The sequence below is a fragment of the Bradyrhizobium diversitatis genome (assembly GCF_016031635.1).
Taxonomy (GTDB): Bacteria; Pseudomonadota; Alphaproteobacteria; order Rhizobiales; family Xanthobacteraceae; genus Bradyrhizobium; species Bradyrhizobium diversitatis.
Genome location: NZ_JACEGD010000033.1, coordinates 14,873 through 38,728, shown reverse-complemented (window position 1 = coordinate 38,728; position 23,856 = coordinate 14,873). Strand labels below are relative to the sequence as shown.

Annotated in this window: 20 protein-coding genes; 14 read left to right on the top strand and 6 right to left on the bottom strand. The window is 65.6% G+C overall.

The window, feature by feature from the left end; translation table 11 throughout:
* Positions 1 to 26 precede the first annotated feature (26 nt).
* Positions 27 to 413, bottom strand: a complete 387-nt coding sequence (locus tag H1B27_RS30300) for a nuclear transport factor 2 family protein (RefSeq protein ID WP_197968573.1) — start codon at positions 411 to 413, stop codon at positions 27 to 29.
* Positions 414 to 603: 190 nt separating this feature from the next.
* Here H1B27_RS30300 and H1B27_RS30295 point away from each other — a divergent pair, with 190 nt between their 5' ends.
* The 6 genes from H1B27_RS30295 to H1B27_RS30270 all read left to right on the top strand — a co-directional run bounded on the left by H1B27_RS30295 (position 604) and on the right by H1B27_RS30270 (position 8,027).
* Entirely contained in the window at positions 604 to 1,194 is a 591-nt protein-coding gene (locus H1B27_RS30295) for a PadR family transcriptional regulator (protein ID WP_197968572.1), read from the top strand.
* Between the two features lie 94 nt (positions 1,195 to 1,288).
* Positions 1,289 to 1,762, top strand: coding sequence for an Xre family toxin-antitoxin system antitoxin (locus H1B27_RS30290; protein ID WP_061882705.1), 474 nt, complete (start codon positions 1,289 to 1,291; stop codon positions 1,760 to 1,762).
* Complete coding sequence (locus H1B27_RS30285; protein ID WP_061882505.1) at positions 1,759 to 2,262, top strand: RES family NAD+ phosphorylase; 504 nt, start codon at positions 1,759 to 1,761, stop codon at positions 2,260 to 2,262. Before H1B27_RS30290 ends, H1B27_RS30285 begins: the two co-directional genes overlap by 4 nt.
* Positions 2,263 to 2,622: 360 nt before the next feature.
* Positions 2,623 to 6,030, top strand: coding sequence for an SEL1-like repeat protein (locus H1B27_RS30280; protein WP_197968571.1), 3,408 nt, complete (start codon positions 2,623 to 2,625; stop codon positions 6,028 to 6,030).
* A 312-nt stretch (positions 6,031 to 6,342) separates the two neighbouring features.
* Positions 6,343 to 7,260 (top strand): sulfite exporter TauE/SafE family protein, encoded by a 918-nt coding sequence (locus tag H1B27_RS30275; RefSeq protein ID WP_061882507.1) that lies wholly within the window; start codon positions 6,343 to 6,345, stop codon positions 7,258 to 7,260.
* A complete protein-coding gene (locus H1B27_RS30270; protein WP_197968570.1) occupies positions 7,257 to 8,027 on the top strand; it encodes a TIGR02186 family protein in 771 nt (256 codons plus the stop codon). The genes H1B27_RS30275 and H1B27_RS30270 overlap by 4 nt, the downstream gene beginning before the upstream one ends.
* A 117-nt stretch (positions 8,028 to 8,144) precedes the next feature.
* On the opposite strand, the gene H1B27_RS30265 is transcribed toward H1B27_RS30270, so the two are convergent.
* Positions 8,145 to 9,056 carry a DMT family transporter gene (locus H1B27_RS30265; RefSeq protein WP_197968569.1) on the bottom strand — a complete coding sequence of 304 codons (912 nt, stop codon included), beginning with the start codon at positions 9,054 to 9,056 and terminating at the stop codon, positions 8,145 to 8,147.
* 100 nt (positions 9,057 to 9,156) lie between these two features.
* Between H1B27_RS30265 and H1B27_RS30260 the strand changes: the two genes are divergently transcribed.
* The gene (locus tag H1B27_RS30260) at positions 9,157 to 10,020 is read left to right on the top strand and encodes a LysR substrate-binding domain-containing protein (RefSeq protein ID WP_197968568.1); all 864 of its coding nucleotides are present in this window, start codon (positions 9,157 to 9,159) and stop codon (positions 10,018 to 10,020) included.
* Positions 10,021 to 10,043: 23 nt separating this feature from the next.
* Here H1B27_RS30260 and H1B27_RS30255 read toward each other — a convergent pair whose 3' ends face one another.
* On the bottom strand, positions 10,044 to 10,289 hold the full coding sequence (locus H1B27_RS30255) for a hypothetical protein (protein WP_061882510.1): 246 nt from the start codon (positions 10,287 to 10,289) through the stop codon (positions 10,044 to 10,046).
* 205 nt (positions 10,290 to 10,494) lie between these two features.
* Between H1B27_RS30255 and H1B27_RS30250 the strand changes: the two genes are divergently transcribed.
* Entirely contained in the window at positions 10,495 to 13,011 is a 2,517-nt protein-coding gene (locus tag H1B27_RS30250) for a glycogen/starch/alpha-glucan phosphorylase (protein ID WP_197968583.1), read from the top strand.
* Positions 13,012 to 13,236: 225 nt separating this feature from the next.
* Positions 13,237 to 14,052, top strand: a complete 816-nt coding sequence (locus H1B27_RS30245; RefSeq protein WP_197968567.1) for an acyl-CoA thioesterase — start codon at positions 13,237 to 13,239, stop codon at positions 14,050 to 14,052.
* A 234-nt stretch (positions 14,053 to 14,286) separates the two neighbouring features.
* Here the strand turns inward: H1B27_RS30245 and H1B27_RS30240 are convergent, their stop codons facing one another.
* From H1B27_RS30240 to H1B27_RS30230, 3 genes are all read right to left on the bottom strand, one after another.
* Entirely contained in the window at positions 14,287 to 15,903 is a 1,617-nt protein-coding gene (locus H1B27_RS30240; protein ID WP_061882513.1) for a phosphoenolpyruvate carboxykinase, read from the bottom strand.
* Positions 15,904 to 16,188: 285 nt separating this feature from the next.
* Positions 16,189 to 18,783: a CHAT domain-containing tetratricopeptide repeat protein gene (locus H1B27_RS30235; protein WP_197968566.1), complete on the bottom strand. Its 2,595-nt coding sequence runs from the start codon at positions 18,781 to 18,783 to the stop codon at positions 16,189 to 16,191.
* 64 nt (positions 18,784 to 18,847) lie between these two features.
* The gene (locus H1B27_RS30230; RefSeq protein WP_197968565.1) at positions 18,848 to 19,597 is read right to left on the bottom strand and encodes a HugZ family pyridoxamine 5'-phosphate oxidase; all 750 of its coding nucleotides are present in this window, start codon (positions 19,595 to 19,597) and stop codon (positions 18,848 to 18,850) included.
* A gap of 245 nt (positions 19,598 to 19,842) precedes the next feature.
* On the opposite strand from H1B27_RS30230, the gene H1B27_RS30225 reads away from it, so the two are divergent.
* From H1B27_RS30225 to H1B27_RS30205, 5 genes are all read left to right on the top strand, one after another.
* The gene (locus H1B27_RS30225; protein ID WP_008542552.1) at positions 19,843 to 20,544 is read left to right on the top strand and encodes a response regulator transcription factor; all 702 of its coding nucleotides are present in this window, start codon (positions 19,843 to 19,845) and stop codon (positions 20,542 to 20,544) included.
* Between the two features lie 117 nt (positions 20,545 to 20,661).
* Complete coding sequence (locus H1B27_RS30220) at positions 20,662 to 22,458, top strand: sensor histidine kinase (protein WP_197968564.1); 1,797 nt, start codon at positions 20,662 to 20,664, stop codon at positions 22,456 to 22,458.
* Positions 22,455 to 22,979 carry an HPr kinase/phosphorylase gene (locus tag H1B27_RS30215; protein ID WP_197968563.1) on the top strand — a complete coding sequence of 175 codons (525 nt, stop codon included), beginning with the start codon at positions 22,455 to 22,457 and terminating at the stop codon, positions 22,977 to 22,979. Before H1B27_RS30220 ends, H1B27_RS30215 begins: the two co-directional genes overlap by 4 nt.
* Positions 22,980 to 23,112: 133 nt before the next feature.
* Positions 23,113 to 23,514 (top strand): PTS sugar transporter subunit IIA, encoded by a 402-nt coding sequence (locus H1B27_RS30210; RefSeq protein ID WP_024339151.1) that lies wholly within the window; start codon positions 23,113 to 23,115, stop codon positions 23,512 to 23,514.
* Positions 23,511 to 23,828: an HPr family phosphocarrier protein gene (locus H1B27_RS30205; protein WP_197968562.1), complete on the top strand. Its 318-nt coding sequence runs from the start codon at positions 23,511 to 23,513 to the stop codon at positions 23,826 to 23,828. Before H1B27_RS30210 ends, H1B27_RS30205 begins: the two co-directional genes overlap by 4 nt.
* Positions 23,829 to 23,856: the final 28 nt, after the last annotated feature.

The window sequence follows — 23,856 nt, the reverse complement described above, 5'->3', positions numbered from 1 at the left end:
ATAGCCTCGAGGGGATGATGTTGCGCTTATGATTGGGCGGCGGCCAGCTGCTCCGCCATCAGGCGGTGCAGCATGTTGATCGCCTTGAGCGGACGCACCATCACCTTGAAGTGCGTGATGCGTCCCTCACCGTCGAAGCTGATGATATCGACGCCGTTGATCTCGATGCCGTCGATCATGGCCTTGAATTCGAGCACGGCGCCGTTGTCGCTGCGCCATTCACCGACATAGGTGAAGCCGGGGCCGCCGAGCACCTTCTCGGCGCTGGCGAGGTATTTGAAGGTGATGTCGCGGCCGCGCTGCGGCGTGTGCACCACGGGGCTTTCGAACACGGCGTCGGGGTGCAGGAGGTCCCAGAGCGCGGCGCGGTCATGAGACTTCATGTAGGCGTACCAGGAATCGAGGCCGGTCATTTTCAGGTGCCTCCCTAGGCCAAGGGCAAAAGTGCGAAAACAACCCCATGCACAGTAGCAGTCGGGTTGATTCTGCTGGATTTTTTCAGTCGGGACTTGTCTCGACTGCTCACTGCCTCATATGCACATTGACGCATATGCGCCGATGCGCATAAAGTCAAGCCACAAGGTCGAGAACAGGAGACCGGTCATGGCACTGGGCGACGCAATCCTCGCATGCCTGACGGAACGTCCGATGACGGGCTATGAGCTCGCCAAGACGTTCGATTCCTCGATCGGCTTCTTCTGGAAGGCCGACCACCAGCAGATCTACCGCGAACTCTCCAAGCTGCGCGACCGCGGCTACATCCAGGGCCGCGAGGTCGTCCAATCGGGCAAGCCCAACAAGCTGGTTTATACGCTCACTCCGGAGGGCCGAACAGCGCTGCGGCACTGGGCCGCGCGGCCCAGTACGCCGGCCTCGACCAAGGACGACCTCCTGGTCCGCCTCCACGCGCTCGACAGCATCGACATCGAGCCGCTTCGCGCCGATTTGATGGCTCGGCTCGAGCACCACCGCGACCGCCACGCCAATTACGAGCGCATCCTGAAGAAGCGTTTTCCGGACGGCACGGCAGAAGGCAAGCTCGACCTCGGCAACCTGCTCCTGCTCCGCCTGGGGGCCCGGCACGAGCAGATGGTGGCCGATTTCTGCGAGGAGGCACTGGAGGCGCTGTCGGCGATGAGCGGCAAGGCCACGGTGGTGCCGCTGGAGGATAGCAAGCGCGAGGGGAAGGGCTGAGGCTGCCGAGCCCGACCAAGAATTGGCGCCCCGCCCTTGAATATCATTCCGACACTTGTCATATTTTGAGCGACAAGTGGCGAGACTGATGCTGATGGACGAACTTGCTCAATCCCCTGAAATTGCCCGGCTGGCGGCCGTCACACGGCTTCTCGGGGGAACCTCCACCTTTCGGAAGATGCCCAAGAGCCCACTAGAGGCTCACGAAATTCTCGTGAGTGGCCTCCCATCCAAGGCGCTGGTGTATCTGGTCGCAAATTTCGCATTTCTCCGCTGGGACGATTCTTTCGCCAAGGCGATCGGAATGAGCCATAGAACCTACCAGCGGCACACGGCTGAAAATATCCGGCAGCTCAGCCCTGAACAGAGCGGGCGCGCGTGGAAGCTCGCCGAAATTTTGGCGAAAGCCACTTCGGTCTTCGGATCGAAGGAGGAGGCTGAGCAGTGGCTGGAGCGCCCGGCCATTGGCCTCGATCAACGCAGGCCGATTGATCTGTTAGCCACACCTGCCGGTGTTGAACTCGTCGAGGATTTTCTCGCACGCCTTGAGTATGGCGTTTACGCGTGACACCGCTCCCCGCATCGCTCGGCGGCTCCGAGCTGGTGGCCTGGCGTCTGGATCAATCCAAATATGCTGCGACCTGGGACAGTGGAGAGGGCGCGTTTCTCGTCGGAGGCCGCTGGAACAGCAAAGGAGTTCGCACGGTTTACTGTTCGATTGATCCCGCGACGGCGATTCTGGAGGTCGCCGTTCATAAGGGATTTCGCGCGTTGGACATGGTGTCCCATGTGATCACGGCCGCAGCGATCGATCCAGCGGGTGTATTCGTCGTCGAGCCCAATACCGTTCCAAATCCCAACTGGCTGAGGCCGGGGATACCGAGCGCCGGCCAGCAGGCATTCGGGGATGAGCTGCTTGCGAAACACAGGTTCATCGTGATTCCGAGCGTGGTCTCGACGGCGAGCTGGAATTTGATCTTCATCGCTGCAAAGGCCACCGGAGCCTACAAGCTGAGATCGCAGGATCCGTTTGCGCTGGACACGCGGCTGCATCCGCCGGGCCGGTAGGTGCGTCTGCGATCAGCGGCAAGACCATGGTGTTGCCGCCGGAAGACGGCAAGCGCAAGGGGAAGGGCTGAACTCTCTCAAGCGTCATGGCCGGGCTTGTCCCGGCCATCCACGACCTGTCGCGCAGCACAGAAGAACGTGGATGCCCGGGACAAGCCCGGGCATGACGAGCACCGAAGGTTCCCCCGCCCAACTTTAAGACACCCGCGCCGCATTCCTTAACTCGTTATTTACCGTAACAGGAAAAAGTCGGTTTTCGAGGCAGACGACCCGCGCCAAATTCGATTGTCTTTGCAACCGGGGCGCGTGGGGAGGCTGGAGGCGCCGGGTGGGGCGCCGGAGTCGGAACCGGACAGAGTCATGAATTCGCGCGTATCGTGGAGTGTTGACGGCATCGATCCATCCGTCCGGGAGCGGGCCGAAGCTGCTGCGCGCAGAGCCGGCATGTCACTCAACGATTGGCTGAGCTCCACGCTCGGCGAGACAGCCCCGCCGAACTTTCGCGCAGCCTACGACCAGCGTCCGCAGCACATGCCGAGCCAAGGGCCCAGTCAGGAGAGCCGCGAAGTCGCCGACATCCACCAGCGGCTCGATGCGATCACCCAGCAGATCGAACGGATTTCCAAGCCCGTCCCGCGCCAGGACTCTTCAAGACCAGACGTCTCGCGCGAGCAGGGCGTCGCGCGTCAACTCAACGATGCGATCTCGCGGCTCGATGCGCGCCTGTCGCAAATCTCCCGCCCGCAGCGGCAACTGCAGCAGCCGCAGGCTCCGCGCCCCGCCCCGGTCGACACGCGCCAGAGCCAGGCCGATGCGGTCGAGCGCGCGGCCGCGCAGGTCTATCGCAGCTCACCTCCCCTGAGCCCGGCTTCGTTCGACGTTGCGGTCGCCGAGATCACCGCGCGCCAGAGCGAGCTCGACGGCTTTGCGCCCAGGCAGATGCCGCCGCGTGCCGCGCCGTCGCGTGCGCCTGCCGCTCCTTACGCCCCGCCCATGGCCCCGCCGGCGCCTGCCTACGCGCCGCCGCCACCGCAGCCGGGGCCGGATTTTTCATCGCTCGAGCGCCACCTGCTCAAGATCACGAGCCAGATCGAGTCGCTGCAGCGCCCTGATAATACCGAGCAGGCGATCGACGCCTTCCGCAGCGAGCTTGCCGAAATCCGTGCCGCCATCACCGAGGCGATGCCGCGCCGCGCGATCGAATCGATCGAGAACGAGATCCGCTCGCTGCACCGTCGCATCGACGAGACCCGGTCCAACGGCACCGACGGCCAGGTCCTCTCCGGCATCGAGCATGCGCTGTCCGACATCAAGCAGGTGCTGCGCACGTTGACGCCGGCCGAGCAACTCACCGGCTACGACGAGGCGATCCGCAATCTCGGCGCCAAGCTCGATTTGATCCTGCGCGCCAATGACGATCCCTCGACGGTGCAGCAGCTCGAAGGCGCGATCTCGGCGCTGCGCGGCATCGTCTCCAACGTGGCCTCCAACGAGGCGCTGGCACGGCTTTCCGAGGACGTGCAGCTGCTGTCGTCCAAGGTCGACCAGATCACCCGCGCCTCCGGCCACGGCGACAGCTTCGCGGTGCTGGAGCAGCGCATCGCCGCGCTCACCGCCGCGCTCGAGACCCGCGAACGGCCGCAGCCATCCGAGAGCACCGAGCACCTCGAAGCCGCGATCCGCGCGCTGTCGGACCGCTTCGACCGCATGCAGGTCGGCAGCGATTCCGCGTCCACCTTCGCGCATCTCGAACAGCGCGTCTCCTATCTGCTGGAACGGATCGAAGCCGCCTCCGATCCGCACAACGGCAATTTGAGCCGCGTCGAGGACGGGCTGCACAACATCCTGCGGCATCTCGAGCGGCAGCAGGCGACCTATGCCGCGCTGGCCGAGAGCCGCAACTCCGCACCGCCCGCCGATTCCGGCATGGTCGATCTCGTCAAGCGCGAGCTCTCCGACATCCGCTTCAGCCAGGCCGAGACCAACCGGCACACCCAGGACTCGCTCGAGGCCGTCCACGGCGCGCTCGGCCACGTCGTCGATCGCCTCTCGATGATCGAGGGCGATCTGCGCGCGGTGCGCACCGTGCCGGCGCCGCAGCCGATGCCGATGGCCGCTCCGATGGAGCCGGCGCCGATGGCGCGCGAGCCGCGGCCTCAACCGCAGCAGCCGAAATACGATCCAAAGCCCGAGCTGCCCAATCCCGCCGCCGCGCAGGGTGCGCAAGCCGCCTTCGTCGCCGCGCCGCGCGAATTCCACGCAGCCGCGCCGGTTGCGCCGCCGCCGGTGCCGGCGGCACCGCAAGTCGCACCACCCTTGCCGCCGCGTGCGATCAGCGAAATCCTGGAGCCGCACACCGCGCCCGCGCGGGCCGCGCTCGCGCCGGAACTGCCACCGGATCATCCGCTCGAGCCGGGCACACGGCCGGGCGGACGCCTCGCCACGCCGTCGGAGCGCATTGCCGCCTCCGAGAGTGCAATCAGCGGAATCGCCACCGCGCCGAAAGAGCCGGTGTCGTCGTCGAGCTTCATCGCGGCCGCACGTCGCGCCGCGCAAGCCGCCGCCGCGCAGCCGGAAAAGACCGGCCGCGCCGCCAAGGCAGGGGCTGACCGGTCCAAGGACAAGGGCAAGGACGGCGGTTCGACCATCACCGCGAAGATCCGCTCGCTGCTGGTCGGCGCGAGCGTGGTCGTGATCGTGCTCGGCACCTTCAAGATGGCGATGAACCTGCTCGAAGGCAGCCCACCGCCGGCGCCACAGGCCATGGACGATACGTCCAGCCAGCCGGCGCCGCTGGCCCCGCCGCCCCCGGTCGAGACAAAGCCCGCCACGCCCGAGCAGATCACGCCGTCGATGACGTCGCCGACGCCGATCGGACGGCAATCCCAGAACAATGCCGCGCCGCCGCCCGCCGCCAATCCGGCCAGCTCGGCCTCGGTCGAAATCCCGTCCGCACCCGCCGCGGCCGCGCCGCCGCCGGCCTCCAGCGACGTCACCGGCGCGCTGTCGGGCACGAGCCGCGCCAAGCTCGGCCTCGTCCAGGTGCCGCCGAGCGAGAGACTGCCCGACGGCATCGGCGGTCCGGCCTTGCGCACCGCCGCGATGAAGGGCGATGCGACCGCGGCCTACGAGATCGGCGTGCGCTTTGCCGAAGGAAAGGGTGTCGCCACGAACTACGACGAAGCGGCGAAGTGGTACGACCGCGCCGCGCAGGCCGGCGTGGTGCCCGCGATCTTCCGCCTCGGCACGCTCTACGAAAAGGGCCTTGGCGTGAAGAAGGACGCCGACATCGCCCGCCGCTACTACACCCAGGCCGCCGAGCGCGGCAACGCCAAGGCGATGCACAATCTCGCGGTGCTCGACGCCGACGGCGGTGGGCGCGGCGCCAATTACAAGAGCGCGGCGCAGTGGTTCCGCAAGGCGGCCGATCGCGGCGTCGCCGACAGCCAGTTCAACCTCGGCATCCTCTATGCCCGCGGCATCGGCGTCGAGCAGAACCTCGCCGAATCCTACAAATGGTTCAGCCTGGCGGCCGCGCAGGGCGATGCGGACGCGGCCGGCAAGCGCGACGACGTCGCCAAGCGCCTCGACCCGCAATCGCTCGCCGCCGCCAAGCTCGCGATCCAGACTTTCAGCGCCGAGCCGCAGCCCGACGACGCCGTCAATGTCGCAGCGCCCGCCGGCGGCTGGGACACCGCGCCGCAGGCAAGTGCAAAGCCGGCGCCGAAGCAAGTCGCGACCAAGCGCTCGGCCTCGGCGGCGCATTAAGCGGCTTCTTGTCGTCGCCCGGCTTGACCGGGCGACCCAGTATTCCAGAGGCCGGCGTTGAGGAGCTCGCTGTCACAACAACGGGCGCGGCGTACTGGATGCCCCGGTCAAGCCGGGGCATGACAGCGGAGAAGGTGGCAGGAGCCGCGGCGCGCGGTGACCAGCCGAATGATCTCACTTGACGCATTCACCACGCGCGAAGTTCCCGGTCCCGCCCGCAGGCAAAGTCCGCTATTGAGGGGCGCGGCAATCGTTCCGTCCTTTCCGCGAGCATTCCGCGTTCGTCGATCCGTCTCGCCGGTGCGTGGTTCAATGCAGCTCTACCTTCCGATCGCCGATCTTCCGGTCAACGTCTTCCTGGTGCTCGCCATGGGCGCCGCGGTCGGCTTCGTCTCGGGCATGTTCGGAATCGGCGGCGGCTTCCTGATGACGCCGCTGCTGATCTTCATCGGCATCACGCCGGCGGTGGCGGTCGCTTCCGTCGCGAGCCACATCGCGGCCTCGTCCTTTTCCGGCGCGCTCTCATATTGGCGGCGGCGCGCGATCGATCCGGCGCTGGCGAGCGTGCTGCTCTGCGGCGGCGTCACCGGCACCACGCTCGGCGTGTGGGCCTTCACCCAGCTGCGCGCGCTCGGCCAGCTCGACCTGATGATCGCGCTGTCCTACGTCGTGCTGCTCACCACGGTCGGCAGCCTGATGTTTTCCGAAGGCCTGCGCGCCTTGATGCGGACCCGGCGCGGCGCGCTGCCGCCGCGACGCAGCCACAACTGGATCCACGGCCTGCCGCTAAAGATGCGGTTCAAGCGCTCGAAGATCTATCTCTCGGTGATTCCGGTTGTGGTGGTCGGCATCGTGATCGGCTTCATCGGCGCCATCATGGGCATCGGCGGCGGCTTCATCCTGGTGCCGATCATGATCTATCTCTTGAGGGTGCCGACCTCGACGGTGATCGGGACCTCGATGGTGCTGACGCTGGTCACGATGTTGTTCGCGACCATGTTGCACGCGGTGACCAATCACCTCGTCGACGCCGTGCTGGCGCTGATCCTGATGGTCGGCGGCGTCACCGGCGCACAGTTCGGCGCCCGCGCCGGCCAGAAGATCCGCGGCGAGCAGCTGCGGTTGCTGCTCGGCCTTTTGATCCTCTCGGTCGGAATCCGCTTTGCGATCGAGCTGGTGATCCAGCCCTCGGATCTCTTCACCATTCGCGAGCTGGGAGTGAGCGGATGACGCGCACGCTTCTCGCAATCGTTCTCGTCCTGCTGCTCGGCGGCGCCGCGCGGGCCGAGCGGCTGATCGTGTCGGTCTCCAACCACCGCGTCACGGTCACACCGAACTATTCCGGCGAGGAGCTGGTGCTGTTCGGCTCGGTCGAGAGGGACGCCACGACGCCCGCCGACCGCACGGCTTACGATCTCGTCGTCACCGTGAGGGGCCCGCGCGCCGACATGGTGACACGGCGCAAGGAGCGCACCTTCGGCATCTGGATCAACACCGACTACCGGCAGTTCCTGCAGGTGCCGAGCTATCTCGCGCTGTTCGCCAACCGTCCCTTCGACGCCATCACCTCGCCCGAGATCGCCCGGCGGCAGCAGATCGGGCTCAACAACGTGCTGCTGACGCAGCGGGTCGGCGGCGATTACGCCGACGTGGTGCCGAACGATGCGTTCCGCTCGGCCTTCATTCGCTTGCGCACCCAGCGCGGCCTCTATCGCGAGGACCCGAGCGCGGTGACGTTCCTGACGCCGACGCTGTTCCGCACCGGCATTCCGCTGCCCGGTGAGGTGCCGATCGGGACCTATGAGATCGAGATCAAGCTGTTTGCGAACGGCGCATTCATCGGCAAGACCGAGACCGCGTTCGAGATCGTCAAGGTCGGATTCGAGCAGTTCGTGGCCACCACGGCGCGGCACAACGGGTTGCTGTACGGTCTTGCCACAGTGGCGATGGCGCTGATGACGGGCTGGATGGCGTCGATCGTGTTCCGGAAGGATTGAGCCACACACTCCGTCATTGCGAGCGCAGCGAAGCAATCCAGGCTGCCTCCACAGAGAGATTCTGGATTGCTTCGCTGCGCCCGCAATGACGATTGTGGAGATAGCGAAGCCTTCAACTCACGACGCCGCCTTCGCCGGCCGCGTCACCAGATAGATGCCGAGCGCGACCGGAATGATGCCGAGCAGGTCCGGCGCCTCGACGTGCTCGCCGAGCACGAGGAAGGCGAACAGCATGCCGAGCGGCGGCATCAGGAAATGATAGGCGCTGGCGGCGGTGGCGCCGCACACCTTGAGCAGGTGAAACCAGAGCCAATAGGCGAGGATCGAGCCGCCGAGCACGAGGAAGGCGAAGGCGCCGATCAGGCTCGGCGTATAGTCGACCGCATGGATATCGGCGAAGGTGAGCGCGACCGGCGTCAGCACAATGCCCGCGGCGAGGTTCTGCACGCCGTTACCGATCCACAATGACCCCTTCGGCGCCAGCAGCTTGAACAGGATGGTGCCGGCCACGAGCGAGGCCAGCGAGGCCAGCGTGAAGACGATGCCGTGCAGCGAATCGGTGCCGACCGAGAGGCGGTGCCAGACGATCGCCGTCACGCCGAGCACGCCGAGCAGCAGGCCGCTCGCCTTGCGCCAGGTCATACCTTCGCCGAGCAGGATCGCGGCGAGCGCCGCCGTGAACACCGGATTGGCCGAGACGATCAGGCCGCCGAGACCGGCGGAGACCGATTGCAGCCCGGTATAGCCGAGGCCGAGATAGAGCGCGTTGTTGGCGATGCCGAGCACGGCGAAGATCGCGGCGTCGCGCCAGGACAACGACCAGGCCTCGCCGCGGATCAGCGTGGCGCCGAGGATCAGGATGCCGGCGAGCGAGAAACGCGCGGCAAGCAGGATCAGCGGCGGGCAATGGGTGACCCCGATCTTGCCGGCGACGAAGGCGTAGCTCCAGAGCAGGCAGAACAGGCCGATGGCGAACGGCAATGTGTTGAAACGGCTGGGGGCTGCGGGAAGCGAGGTGGCGAGCGACATGAGGGCATTCTCCAGAATGCCCTCGATCTAGAGAGGCCGCTTGTCATTTGGAAATTAAATGATTAACTCCATATCAGTGGATTTTCCAATGGAGGCCGGCATGCTCGATCTGGAGCTCCTGCGCAGCTTCGTCTCGGTGGTCGAGGCCGGCGGCTTCACCCGCGCCGGCGCCCGCGTCCACCGCACGCAGTCGACCGTGAGCCAGCAGATCAAGCGGCTGGAGGAGGATGTCGGCCAGCTGCTGCTGCACCGCGACGGCAAGGACGTGCGGCCGACCGAGGCCGGCGAGCGGCTGCTCTCCTATGCGCGCCGATTGCTCTCGCTCGCCGAGGAGGCGCGCGACGTGCTGCGCCAGCCTGACAGCGAAGGCGCGATCCGGCTCGGCATCCCCGAGGATTTCGCGGCGTACCGGCTGCCCAGATTGTTGGGTGCGTTCTCGCGCTCGCATCCGGGGCTGCGGCTCGACGTGCGCGCCGACCAGAGCAAGCACCTCGCCCGCGATCTCGAACGCGGCGAGCTCGATCTTGCGCTCTACAAGCGCGAGGCCGGCGGAAAGGACGCGATCGCGGTATGGCCCGAGCGCGTGCACTGGGTCACCAGCAAGAGCCATCCGGTCGACGTCGCCGTGTCGTCGGTGCCGCTGATCGGCTTTCCGCTCGGCTGCCTCTATCGTGCCGGCGCCATCCACGCGCTGGAAAGCGCCGGCCGCGCCTGGCACACCGCTTATACGTCATCGAATCTCGCCGGCATCCAGGCCGCCGTCGCCGCCGGCATGGGCTTGAGCATCCTGTCGGAGATGTCGATCCAGTCCGAGCACCGCGTGCTGACGGCGAAGGAAGGCTTTGCGCCGATCAACAAGACCGAGCTCGCACTGATGGCTTCGCCGAATGCGAGCCCGGCAACGCTGCGGCTTGCGAATCGTCTCGCGGAGTTTTGCGACACGGTGCAGACGAAGGCGGCTTGAGTCCGCCGGATCTCCGACGGCTTTCAATTCGCCGCGGACAGCAGCTTGTCGCCGCACGCATTTGCGTAGAACTTGCCGCCGCATTGGCGCTTGATCGCGGCGCAGCGGGCTGCGGGCGACGCGTTCTGCGGGACCGTGAATCCGCAACTGAGACCGTCGGCGCTGCGACCGGATTTGCCAGCGGCAAACGCCGCGCCGGAGGCGCCGATGCAGACGACGAGCAGGGCCGCAGCGGCGATTTCGATCGGCAGTCGCGTCAGCAGTCTCATGGGATCTTCTCCACACTGATGGCTGAATCTTTCGTAATCTAGCACGGAAATCCCGGTTTCTCCGTGCTCGCCCGGGTTCCCAATTCGGCCCGTTCCTTGCATAAATTTGCGCCAGCGCAGTGCACCAGCGCACGGGCGGCAGTTCCGGTGCAAGGGCAGGACGCGTAGATTGGTAAGAGTTCTTTCGACCCAGGAAGTGACGGCTTTGCAGGATTCATCGTTCCAACCCAGTTCTCCGGCCCCCGGACAGCCCATCGACGAACTCGCGCTGGCTGAGATCAAGGGCGCGATCCTGGCAAAGCTGCGCCTTGCCATCGGCAAGGACGCGGGCATGGCGACGAAGCACGACTGGTACCAGGCCGCGGCGCTGGCGCTGCGCGACCGCATTGTGCATCGCTGGCTGACGGCCGAGAAGCACAGCTACGATGCGGGACGCAAGCGGGTCTATTATCTCTCGCTCGAATTCCTGATCGGCCGCCTGTTCACCGACGCGCTCAACAACATGGGGCTGCTGAAGATCTTCGAGGTCGCGCTCGGCGATCTCGGCGTCTCGCTGCCGGAGCTGCGCAAATGCGAGCCGGACGCTGCGCTCGGCAATGGCGGCCTCGGCCGCCTCGCCGCCTGCTTCATGGAAAGCATGGCGACGCTGTCGATTCCCGCGATCGGCTACGGCATCCGCTACGATTACGGCCTGTTCCGCCAGATCATCAACCAGGGCTGGCAACAGGAGTATCCCGATGAATGGCTGAGCTTCGGCAACCCCTGGGAATTGCAGCGGCCCGAGGTGATCTACGACGTCAATTTCGGCGGCGGCGTCGAGCATGTCGACGACAAGGGCCGCGACCGCGCGATCTGGCATCCGGGCGAGACCGTGCAGGCGATCGCCTATGACACGCCGATCGTCGGCTGGCGCGGCCATCACGTCAATGCGCTGCGCCTGTGGTCGGCGCGCTCGCCCGATCCGTTGAAGCTCGATGCCTTCAACAAGGGCGACTATGTCAGCGCCAGCGCCGAGCAGTCGCGCGCGGAGGCGATCTGCAAGTTCCTCTATCCGAACGACGAGAGCCCGGCGGGCCGCGAGCTGCGGCTGCGCCAGGAATATTTCTTCGTCTCCGCCTCGCTCCAGGACCTGGTGAAACGGCATCTCGCCTCCGACGGCCAGCTGCGCAACCTCGCAGGCAAGGTCGCGGTGCAGCTCAACGACACCCATCCGAGCCTTGCCGTCACCGAGCTGATGCGCATCCTGGTCGACCTCCACAATTTCCGCTGGGACGAGGCCTGGAAGATCACCGTCGCCACCCTCTCCTACACCAACCACACGCTGCTGCCCGAGGCACTGGAGACCTGGCCGGTCGAGCTGTTCGAGCGGCTGTTGCCGCGGCATCTGGAGATCATCTACCGGATCAACGTGCAGCATCTGGCGCTTGCGGAGGCGCGCTGCCCCGGCGACATCGACTTCCGCGCCTCGGTCTCGCTGATCGACGAGAAGAGCGGCCGCCGCGTGCGCATGGGCCAGCTCGCCTTCGTCGGCTCGCACCGCATCAACGGCGTCTCGGCGATGCATTCAGACCTGATGCGCGAGACCGTGTTCCACGATCTCAACCATCTCTATCCCGGCCGCATCACCAACAAGACCAACGGCATCACCTTCCGCCGCTGGCTGATGCTGGCGAACCCGAAGCTGACCGACCTCTTGCGCGAGACCTGCGGCGAGGCCGTGCTCGACGATCCCACTCAGCTCTCGCTGATCGAGGCGCGCGCCAGCGACGTCGAGTTCCAGAAGAAATTCCGCAGCGTCAAGCACCACAACAAGACTCAGCTCGCCCGCCTGATCGGCGAGCGGCTCGGCATCAAGGTCGATCCGAGCGCGCTGTTCGACGTGCAGATCAAGCGCATCCACGAGTACAAGCGCCAGCTGCTCAACGTCATCGAGACGGTCGCGCTGTACCAGGCGATCAAGGACGACCCCAACGGCAATTGGGTGCCGCGGGTGAAGATCTTCGCCGGCAAGGCGGCGGCGAGCTACCGCTACGCCAAGCTGATCATCAAGATGATCAACGACGTCGCCGAAATCGTCAACAACGATCCCGCGATCGGCGGCAAGCTCAAGGTCGTGTTCCTGCCCGACTACAATGTCAGCCTCGCCGAGGTGATCATTCCCGCCGCCGATCTGTCCGAGCAGATCTCAACCGCGGGCATGGAAGCCTCGGGCACCGGCAACATGAAGCTGGCGCTGAACGGCGCCATCACCATCGGCACGCTCGACGGCGCCAATATCGAGATCCGCGACCATGTCGGCGCGGAGAACATCGCGATCTTCGGCATGGAGGCCGGCGACGTGATGATCCGGCGCAAGCAAGGGCTGGATGCCTCCGACGTGATCCGCCGGTCGCCGAAGCTGCAGCGCGCCATCAATGCAGTCGGCGCCGGCGAGTTCTCGCCCGGCGACCCCGGCCGCTTCGAATCGATCGCGCATGCGCTGCGCTATCTCGACCATTACATGGTCAGCGCCGATTTCGATTCCTATTACGAGGCGCAGCGCGCGGTCGATGCGCGCTGGCTGGTCTCGTCGGCCTGGACCCGCGCCTCCATCCTCAACGTCGCGCGTATGGCGTGGTTCTCCTCCGACCGCACCATCCGCGAATATGCCGAGGAAATCTGGAACGTGCCGGTGAACCCGACGACGCCGCTGCTGCCGGATCTGCGCGACGCCGCGGGCTGATTTTCCGCGGCGTGAAACGGCGTTTACCTGCGAGGTTATTGCATCCTTCGCGCGGGATGATGATATGATCGTTATCATCCCCAAGGCGGCGCCGGTGACACGCCGCAGCAACCTCGACCAGCGTCATTGCGAGCGCAGCGAAGCAATCCAGAATCTTTCCTAGGAGACAGTCTGGATTGCTTCGCTGCGCTCGCAATGACCGGCGGGGAGACACCGAGGATTCCAATGCACGCCAAGCTTCCCCACCCCTTCGACGACGCCACGCGCATCACCGCCGGTGACAGCAGCTGGCAGGGGCACACCAGCGATGACTACTGGGCCTTCGTCGGCCCGTTCGGCGGCGCCACCGCCGCGACCATCTTGCGCGCGCTGATCGAGCATCCGCAAGCCGCCGGCGATCCGCTCGCACTCACCGTCAACTACTGCGCGCCGATCGCAAAGGGGCCGTTCGATCTCGACGTGCGGCTGGTGAAGGCCAACCGCTCCAGCCAGCACTGGAGCGTCGAGCTCAGCCAGGGCGGCGGCGAGGTGGCAACGCTCGCCACCGCGGTGTTCGCCGAGCGGCGCCCGTCCTGGGAGCACCGGGTGGCGCAATATCCGGACGCCAGGCCGTTCGAGCAGACGCTGCCGTTCCCGAAGATCTCGGCGTCCTGGGCCAACCAGTACGAATTCCGCTTCGTCGAGGGCGAGATGCGGATCGGCCCGCCGCAGCCCGAGCTCGCCAGCACCTACTCCAAGATCTGGATTAGCGACCGCACTCCGCGCAAGCTCGACATGCTGTCGCTGATGTCGATGTCCGATGCCTTCTTCGGCCGCATCTTCCACGCGCGCCGCGAGCTGGTGCCGTTCGGCACGGTGTCGCTGACGACCTATTTCCACACCGACAGCGCAGAGCTCGCCACTGAAGACATCACGCGCGTGCTCGCGACGGCGGATTCGAAGATCATGCACAAGAGCTACGCCGACCAGAACGCCGAGCTGTGGTCGCCGAACGGCAGGTTGCTCGCGACGAGCACACAGATCGCGTATTTCAAGGCGTAGCCACACTCGTCGTCCCGGACAAGCGCAGCGAAGCGAAGCGCAGATCCGGGACCCATAGCCACAGGAAGTGGTTTGACGAAGACTCGGAGTTGCCAGCTCGCGCAACAACTTCTCCCTGGGGTTATGGGTCCCCGCCTTCGCGGGGACGACACCGAGGGTGCGGTTCGCTCTGGCGACTCCAAACAAAAAGGGCGGCCATTCAGCCGCCCTTTTGCATTGAAGACGGAGCAACGATTACTCCGCCGCCAGCTTCACCTCCGGCGCGGCGGCGCGTACCTCGGCGTCGACCTGGGCTTCGAACTTGGCAAAGTTCTTCTGGAACATGCCGACCAGGGCGCGGGCGGTCTTGTCGAACTCGTCCTTGTCCTTCCAGGTGTTGACCGGGTTGAGGATCTCGCTCGGCACGCCCGGCAGCGCGGTCGGGACCGCGAAGCCGAAATATTTGTCGGTGCGGAATTCGACGTTGCGCAAGCTTCCGTCGAGCGCGGCGGTGAGCAGCGCGCGCGTCACCTTGATCGGCATGCGGCTGCCTGTGCCGTACTTGCCGCCGGTCCAGCCCGTATTGACCAGCCAGCAATCGACATTGTGCTGGGCGATGAGGTCACGCAGCATGTTGCCGTAGACGCTGGGGTCGAGCGGCAGGAAGGGCGAGCCGAAGCAGGTGGAGAATTCCGGCTGCGGCTCGTTGCCGAGACCGCGCTCGGTGCCCGCGACCTTGGCGGTGTAGCCGGAGAGGAAGTGATACATCGCCTGCGCCGGCGACAGCTTTGCGATCGGCGGCAGCACGCCGAAGGCGTCGGCGGCGAGCATCACCACGTTCTTCGGCTGCGGCGCGCGGCCGGTGCGCGAGGCGTTCGGGATGAACTCGAGCGGGTACGCCGAACGCGTGTTCTCGGTCTTGGAGCCATCGTCGAAATCGACCACGCGGGTGTCTTCGTCGAGCACGCAGTTCTCGAGCACCGCGCCGAAGCGGGTCGAGGCCGCATAGATCTCCGGCTCGGCCTCCTTCGAGAGCTTGATGCACTTGGCATAGCAGCCGCCCTCGAAATTGAAGACGCCGTTCGGGCCCCAGCCGTGCTCGTCGTCGCCGATCAGCGTGCGGTTGGGATCGGCCGACAGCGTGGTCTTGCCGGTGCCCGACAGGCCGAAGAAGATCGCGGCGTCGCCCTTGGCGCCGACATTGGCCGAGCAGTGCATCGGCATCACGCCGCGCTCGGGCAGATAGTAGTTTAGCGTGGTGAAGACCGACTTCTTCATCTCCCCGGCATAATAAGACCCACCGATCAGGACGATCTTGCGGGTGAAATCGATCGCGACCACGTTCTCCGAGCGCACGCCGTGGCGTTTAGGATCGGCGCGGAAGCTCGGCATGTCGATGATGGTGAGCTCCGGCACGAAGGTCGACAGCTCGATCGCCTCGGGGCGGATCAACAGGGTGCGGATGAACAGAGAGTGCCAGGCGAGCTCGGTGAAGACGCGCGTCTTGATCCGGTAGGCCGGGTCGGCACCACCGTAGAGATCCTGCGCAAACAGCTTCTTGCCTTCGGCGTGCTTGAGGAAGTCCTGGTAGAGCGTTTCGAACTGCTCCGCGGTGATCGACTGGTTGCCGGCCCACCACATCTTCTTGTCGGTGGTGGCGTCACGGACCGTGAACTTGTCCTTCGGGCTGCGGCCGGTGAACTCGCCCGTGTCGGCGCAGAGCGCACCGTCAGCGGACAGCACCGCCTCACCCGCTGCGAGCGAGTATTGATAGAGTTGCGGCGCACGGAGATTCCAGTGCAGCTGCTTGAGATTCCTTAAGCCGAATTTGTCGGCGCCGAAGGCACCGTTGCGCACGCCCGTCTCTTGCACGAAAGAATCCTCCTAGAACCCGCGACACTCAGCGCGACAAGTTTGGCGCCACCACGGTCACCTTGATCAATGGGCCGTTCAGCCTCGGCTGAACGACGTAATAATCATGAACGCTGGCCTTGCCAAGCTGATCCCGCAGGATTTGGTTTATTCAAGGACCGCGCCAAACGTCACGCATGTCAGCTCTGAGCAGCCGCGGCAAAAAAGTACGAATGATCGCGCAACCAAACGTGCATTTGCGCGTTACTCGGGGTTATTGCGATGCACAATCGCCGCGGCGCAATCTCACCTGACCTCACCTTCGCCGATCAGTGCGAACGGCCCCCACATCGCGGGATAGGCATTGCGCGGCGACGAGGCGTCGTCGAGATAGGTTAACATCGCACGGCGCAAGGCTTCGGCACGACCGATCCTTGGTTCGTTCTTGAGCAGCGCGAACGTCGATGTGGTCAGGCGGGTGGCAGCTTCCGAATCCACGGCCCAATGCGAAACCAGCAGCGCGCGGGCACCTGCATAGAAGAACGAGCGCGCCAATCCCGACAGCGCCTCGGCGCCGGGCTTGTCGCCCGCAATGGTGTTGCAGGCCGACAGTACCACCCAATCGGCGTTGAGCCTGAGCTGGGCCACTTCACTCGCGGTGAGCAGACCATCGTCGAGCTCCGACGGCTGATCCGGGATGGAGAGTGCAAGCGAGGGCTCGCCCAGTCCCTTGACGTCGCCGGCAACGAGGCCGTGGGTGGCAAAGTAGATGATGCCGTATTGGGCAAGCGCTGCACGCTTCAGCGTCGTTTCGCTGGCATCGCGTCCAAGATGGATATCGGCCGCGGCGGCGCCGACGTCCCTCGCCACCGCATTCAGCTCGTCGGCGGTGTCGGGCAGCTGCGGCAGCGCCTGCGCCAGCCGCGCGCGATCGACGCCTGCGCCGCGCCAGAACTCGGCATAGGCCATCGTCGCGATGCTGCGCGCGGCGATCTTGCTGCTCGCGGTGCGCCGGTCGGCAGGACCTTCGGCTGCAGGGTTGAACACGGGATCGCCGAAACCGGTCATCGGCTTGACGCCGTGGTCCCTGCGGGCAAAGCCGCGCAGCGATTTCAGGCTGATCACCGACGGCAGCACCGAGACGGCCTGCCGCCGCAGCAGCCAGGCGGCATCGCGATAGCCTTCGGGCCTGTCCGGAATCGCCGCCTGCGGCTTCTCCGTGACCAGCAGATGAAACGGCAATGCGGTCAGCGCGGCCGACGGTACGACCAGCAAGCTGCGCTTGTCCTTCGTCAGCGCCTCGACCGGGCCGAGCAGCGCGGCATAGAGCTCGTTCGCGAGCGCAAGATCGAACAGTCCCGATTTGCCGGAGGCATCAAGCGCCTTGCCGACATCCAGGCCCCTGCGGAAGGCGGCCACCTTCTGCGCCAGCGCATCCGCTCCGAGAGAAATCTCCTTCCAGTCGACGCCCTCGCGCGTGATCGCGACGACACAGCTCTGACTGTCGACGACGGAGTAGATCACCATCGCCTCATCGGCCGAGAGCAGCGGCTGGATCTCCTTCACCGTCAGAGGCAGCGGGTTGGAAAGCGAGGCATAGTCGGGAAACTCGACAGCGAGCGTCTTCTGCAATCCATTGCGCGCGCTCGCGATCGCCGCGATCCGCGCGCGGCTGCGCTGCTCGGCCGCGACGTCGCGCTGCGCGGGCGGCTTCGACACCGCGGCGACGATCGCCTTGTCGAGCGCGTCAGATTCGGCCGCAAGATCCTGATCCTTGCGCACGAGCTCCGCGAGCCGGTCGCTGCCGGCAGCGAGCCGCACCGCGAGCTTGTTCACGGCGGAGGCGGCGGACGATTGCGTGCCGCGCTGGATCGCACCGAGCGCGTCATCGAGCGCCCTGTCGTTCGTCAGTAGCGATTGCTGCCGCGCTGCGAACAGGATCGGCAACACCACACGCAGCTGGGCACGATTGGCGGCGAGCGTCTTCTGCGCGAATGGCAGAGCGTCCGCAGTGCGTCCCGTCGCCTGTAGGAAATGGGCGAGATTGCTCGCGGAAGTCGCGACATCGGGATGATCCGGTCCGAGTGCACGCTCGCGGATCGCCAGGGCGCGACGATAAAGCGGCTCGGCCTCGGCATGGCGCTTCTGGTGCTGGTAGAGCCCGGCAAGATTGTTGAGCGAGCGCGCGACATCGGGATGTTCCGGCCCCAGCACCTTTTCGCGGATCGCGAGCGAGCGCTTGATCGGAGCTTCGGCATCGGCGTCGCGATGGAGGTCGCGATCGACCTGACCGATGTTGTTCAGGACGGTCGCGACCGCGGGATGCTCGGGCCCGGCGGCTTTCTGATAGATCGCAAGTGCACGCCGGAACAGCGGCTCGGCGTCGGCAAAGCGCTCCTGCTTCACATAGAGCGCGGCGAGATTGTTGAGGGCCCGGCCGACATCGGGATGCTCGCGCGACAGGCTCTTTTCGCTGACCGCGAGCGCGCGCTTGAACAGCGGCTCGGCTTCAGCGAAGCGGCCCTGCCGTTGATACAGCGCGGCGAGATTGTTCAGCTCGGGCGCGATCAAGCCGGTGTCGAGGCCGAGCGACTTCTCCATCAGCGCGATGGCGCGCTTGTAGACCGGCTCGGCCAGATCGTCGCGGCCCTGGCCGGCATGGACCTGGCCGAGATTGTTGAGCGCGGCGGACAATTCGCGACCGTCGTTGGCCTTCTCCAGGCTCGCGACCATGGCCTGCGCCAGGGGCAACGCTTCCGCATATCTGCCGGCCTGATTGAGCGCGTTGATCCGCGCCCCCTGTGCGGCGAGATCGCCCTTCTGGGCGAGGGCCGGGGTGGCAAGCAAGATGGTGATCGCGAGCGCCAGACCCACGGCCCATGCCATACGATGACGCGCCATGACCCCTCTCGCTGCAAGCCCGAAAACCATCACGGTCATGGGTCGCAGCGACGGGTCGCGGCGTTCAAGTCGTTGCGCTCTGGTCCATCTTCATGCGCGCTTCGCCAGCGAGGCGGACCAGCATCTTGCGCAAGCCCGTGCCATCCGTCACCCGCTCCGGGAAGTCCAGCCGCAGTGTGGTCTGGCCGTCCTGCATGTCGAGGCCCTCGGGGTCGCAGCCGGTGCAGCGCCAGTCGCCCTCGGCGGCGTCGAGGAGCTTCGTTGCATAGAGGTTCATGGTGTCGCGATGGTCGGCATTCATGTGCTCGACGGCGCCCTCTTCCGCCGCCAGCAGGTCGTCGGCGCCCGTGAGGTCCGTGAGAAACTGATCGGGCCTGAGGTCGACGATCCGGCCGAAGCCGGCAACCAGGTGGGTCCCCGTGGGACGGATCCGGAAGAAGGCGAAATCCTTAAACGAAACAAAGCCCTCCGCCGATGGATGGGCACTGAGATACCGTCGCCGCACCAGATCCTTGTCGCTATCGGCCTCCTCCGCCCGGCCGGACAGCATGATCCGGGCGCCTTCCAGGGGATCGCCGGCCACGCGCTCGTCCAGCATCAGCGAGACCCGGTTGTCGGCGAGGATGTTCCTTGTGTGCACGGCGAGGCGCGAGATCAGCAGGATCGGCGATCCATCGGGGTGGCTGGCGAGATTGACCAGGGAACAATAGGGATCGCCGCTGCCGGTCATCAGCGTCGCCAGAGCCCCCTGCCGGGACCGCCGCAGCAGCGATTTGGCGAGCTTTCCGGGGTCGAAATCGGGAGTCGGCTGCATCGGCTTTCTCGGGTCAGGTGGTTGCATGAAGGGCCTTCTTTCGGGTAAACGAGAGTCCGGTTATGGGTCGAGATGCGGCGAATCTGCCGCGTTTCGTGGAACTTGGTCACACTTCAGCCCAGCTTGCATTGCTCGGTGACAAGGTTCGAACGCCAACTTCGGCACCCATGTATGTATGCGGCGCATCACTGGATTGCTCGCCGTTTCAAGCCACGACCCAAACGGAAAGCAGAAAGCAGAGGCTCATGCCCACAATCGCTTTGGTCGACGACGACCGCAACATTCTCACATCCGTCTCGATCGCGCTGGAAGCCGAAGGCTACCGCATCATGACCTACACCGACGGCGCCTCCGCGCTCGACGGTTTCCGCACCACCCAGCCCGATCTCGCCATCCTCGACATCAAGATGCCGCGCATGGACGGCATGGAGACGCTGCGCCGCCTGCGGCAGAAATCCGACCTGCCCGTGATCTTCCTGACGTCCAAGGACGAGGAGATCGACGAGCTGTTCGGCCTCAAGATGGGCGCCGACGACTTCATCCGCAAACCGTTCTCGCAGCGCCTGCTGGTCGAGCGCGTCAAGGCCGTGCTGCGCCGCTCGGCGCCGAAGGACCCGACCGTCGCGCCGAAGGAGAACGACGCCAAGGCGCTCGACCGCGGCCTGCTGCGCATGGATCCTGAACGCCACACCTGCACCTGGAAGAACGAGCCGGTGACGCTGACCGTCACCGAATTCCTGATCCTGCAGGCGCTCGCGACCCGGCCCGGCGTGGTGAAGAGCCGCAACGCGCTGATGGACGCCGCCTATGACGACCAGGTCTATGTCGACGACCGCACCATCGACAGCCACATCAAGCGGCTGCGCAAGAAGTTCAAGGTGGTCGACAACGAGTTCGAGATGATCGAAACGCTCTACGGCGTCGGCTACCGTTTCAAGGAAGCCTGAAGCGGCTGGCCCCCTTCACGAAGATCGATGTCATCTCCGGTTCTCGTTCCATCGGGACCAGGATCGCTCTAGGATGCGGGGACCTTCGCACGAGCTGTCCTAACGCGGGCGTGAGCATTGCTTGACCGAACGCAGCCTGACTCAGACCAGAGCGCCGGGGATCTTGCATCCAACGGCGTTCCGGAGCACGTCATTGATGAAAAGCAGCAGGGCTGGCGACCGCTGAACTGGCTGAAGCGCGCCGGGCAGTTCTTCTTCGCGCTGTCCTTCTCGAGCCTGACCCGCCGCATCGTCTCGCTCAACCTTGCCGGCCTCGTCGCGCTGGTGGCGAGCATCCTGTACCTGTCGCAATTTCGTGCCGGGCTGATCGACGCGCGCGCACAGAGCCTTTTGGTGCAGGCCGAGATCATCGCCGGCGCGATCGCGGCCTCCGCGACCGTGCAGACCAACGCCATCACCATCGACCCCGACCGGCTGCTCGACCTCAAGCCGGGCGAGACCTATGGCGGCTCGGACGAATATTCGCCGCTGGACTTCCCGATCAATCCGGAGCGCGTGGCGCCGGTGCTGCGCACGCTGATCTCGCCGACCAAGACGCGCGCCCGCATCTACGATCCGAACGGCAGCCTGCTGCTCGACAGCCGCAACCTCGAAAACGTTCTGCGCTTCGATCTGCCGCCTCCGGCCGAGAAGCCCGGTTTCGTCGAGCGCGGCTTGGTCGCGGTGCGCACCTGGCTGAACCGCGGCGACCTGCCGCTTTATCGCGAGCTCGGGCCCGAGAACGGCAATGGCTATGCGGAGGTGGGGGACGCGCTGCAGGGCCAGAAACGCTCGATGGTGCGGGTCAATGTACGCGGCGAGGTGATCGTGTCGGTCGCGGTCCCGGTGCTGCGCTCGCGCGCGATCCACGGCGCCTTGATGCTGTCGACGCAAGGCGACGACATCGACCAGATGGTCACCGCCGAGCGCCTCGCCATCCTGAAGGTCGGCGGCGTCGCCGCCGCCGTCATGATCATGCTGTCGCTGCTGCTCGCGAGCACGATCGCCGGACCCGTGCGCCGACTCGCCGACAGCGCCGAGCGCGTCCGCCGCCGCATCAAGGCCCGCATCGAGATTCCCGACTTCACGCGCCGCCGCGACGAGATCGGGCACCTCTCCGGCGCGCTGCGCGACATGACCAGCGCGCTCTACAGCCGCATCGAGGCGATCGAGATGTTCGCCGCCGACGTCGCCCATGAATTGAAGAACCCGCTGACCTCGCTGCGCTCGGCGGTCGAGACGCTGCCGCTGGCGCGCAACGAGACCAGCCGCGCGCGCCTGCTCGAGGTGATCGAGCACGACGTCAAGCGGCTCGACCGGCTGATCTCCGACATCTCCGACGCCAGCCGCCTCGATGCCGAATTGCAGCGCCAGGATGCGATCCCCGTCGATCTGCGCCGGCTGCTGACGACGCTGGTGTCCGTCGCCAACGAGACCAAGCTCGGCCACGACGTCGCGGTCGAGACGCGCTTCGAGGGCCGCAGCCCAACCGACTCCTTCGCCGTGAGCGGCCATGATTCACGGCTGGGGCAGGTGGTCTCCAACCTGCTCTCCAATGCGCAATCGTTCTCGGAGGCCGGCAGCAAGGTGCGTCTCACCTGCCGCCGCGTCCGCGGCGAGATCGAGATCGTGGTCGACGACGACGGCCCCGGCATTCGCGACGACGCGCTGGAGCGCATCTTCGAGCGCTTCTACACCGACCGTCCGCATCAGGGTTTCGGCCAGAACTCCGGCCTCGGCCTGTCGATCTCCAAGCAGATCATCGACGCCCATGGCGGACGCATCTGGGCGGAGAACCGCCCTGGCCCGCTGGATGCCGACGGGGCTCCGACGGTTGCCGGCGCGCGCTTCGTGGTCAGGCTGCCGGCTCTATGAGCGACGGCGGGCCAAGCGTTCACGCCTCCGCCGTCAAGGTCGGATCTCTGGCGGTGCTGATCCGTGGGCCGTCGGGCTCCGGCAAGTCGCGCCTTGCCTTTGATTTGATCATGGCGGGACGCTCGGGCGTGGTCGAAAGGGCCGTTCTGGTCGGTGATGACCGTGTCCATCTGGCGACAGTCGGCCATGAAATTGAGGTGCGCCCCGCGCCGGTATTGGCTGGCTTGATCGAGATCCGGGGCTTGGGAATTCGTCGCTGCGACTTCGTGGAGCATGCGACCGTCGGTCTCGTGGTCGATCTGGACGCGGCGGACGCGGAGCGCCTGCCTGCGGCGGAATCGTTGAAAACCAGCCTTTTTGGTGTCGAAATACCGCGAGTCCCCGTCGGCCGCGACCATTCGCCCCTCCCGCTGGTTGTTGCGGCCTTGACCACTACCAAGAGTTCATCTTCCGTTAACCCTACCGGCGATTGTTCGAAGGGAAATGGTAACCATATGAACCCCAGTATCGCGACCGAGTAGACCGGCGCAGCTCCCATTATCCATCCGTCTATATTCAGGGAGATACGCAACATCCCCTCTTGCGCGGGGGCTCTGGATGGTCAAAGTGGCGCGTTCGTGCGGTGCACCAAAAGCGCCCGCGAGGAGTTTTCCGATGATTGGTCTAGTACTTGTGACCCACGGGCGCCTTGCCGACGAATTCAAGGCAGCGCTTGAGCATGTCATGGGTCCACAAAAGCAAATCGAAGCGATCACGATCGGTGCCGAAGACGATTCCGATCTCTGCCGAAGCGACATCATCGAGGCGGTCAATCGCGTCGATTCCGGCGACGGCGTTGCGATCCTCACCGACATGTTCGGCGGCACGCCGTCAAACCTTGCAATATCCTGCATGAGCCGGCCCAAGGTCGAAGTGCTCGCAGGGATCAACCTTCCCATGCTGGTCAAGCTCGCCAAGGTGCGCGAGGAGCGTTCGCTGCCCGACGCGATCGCGATGGCTCAGGAAGCGGGCCGCAAATACGTCACCATCGCCAGCCGCGTGCTCGCCGGCAAATGAGCGGCGAGGCGCCACAAGCGGGGACAGGCGTGCCCGCGGGCGCGATCTCCAAGGATCTCCTGATCATCAACAAGCGCGGCCTGCACGCCCGCGCCTCCGCGAAATTCGTCCAGGCGGTCGAGCGCTTCGATGCGCAGGTGTGGGTGACGCGCGGCGGCGAGACCGTCGGCGGCACCTCGATCATGGGCCTGATGATGCTCGCCGCCGGTCCCGGCACGACGATCACGGTATCCGCCGCCGGCACGGATGCCGAAGCCGCGCTCGCGGCGATCACCGAGCTCGTCGAGAGCAAGTTCAACGAGGAAGGGACTTAGGCCCGATTGTCATTCCGGGGCGATGCGC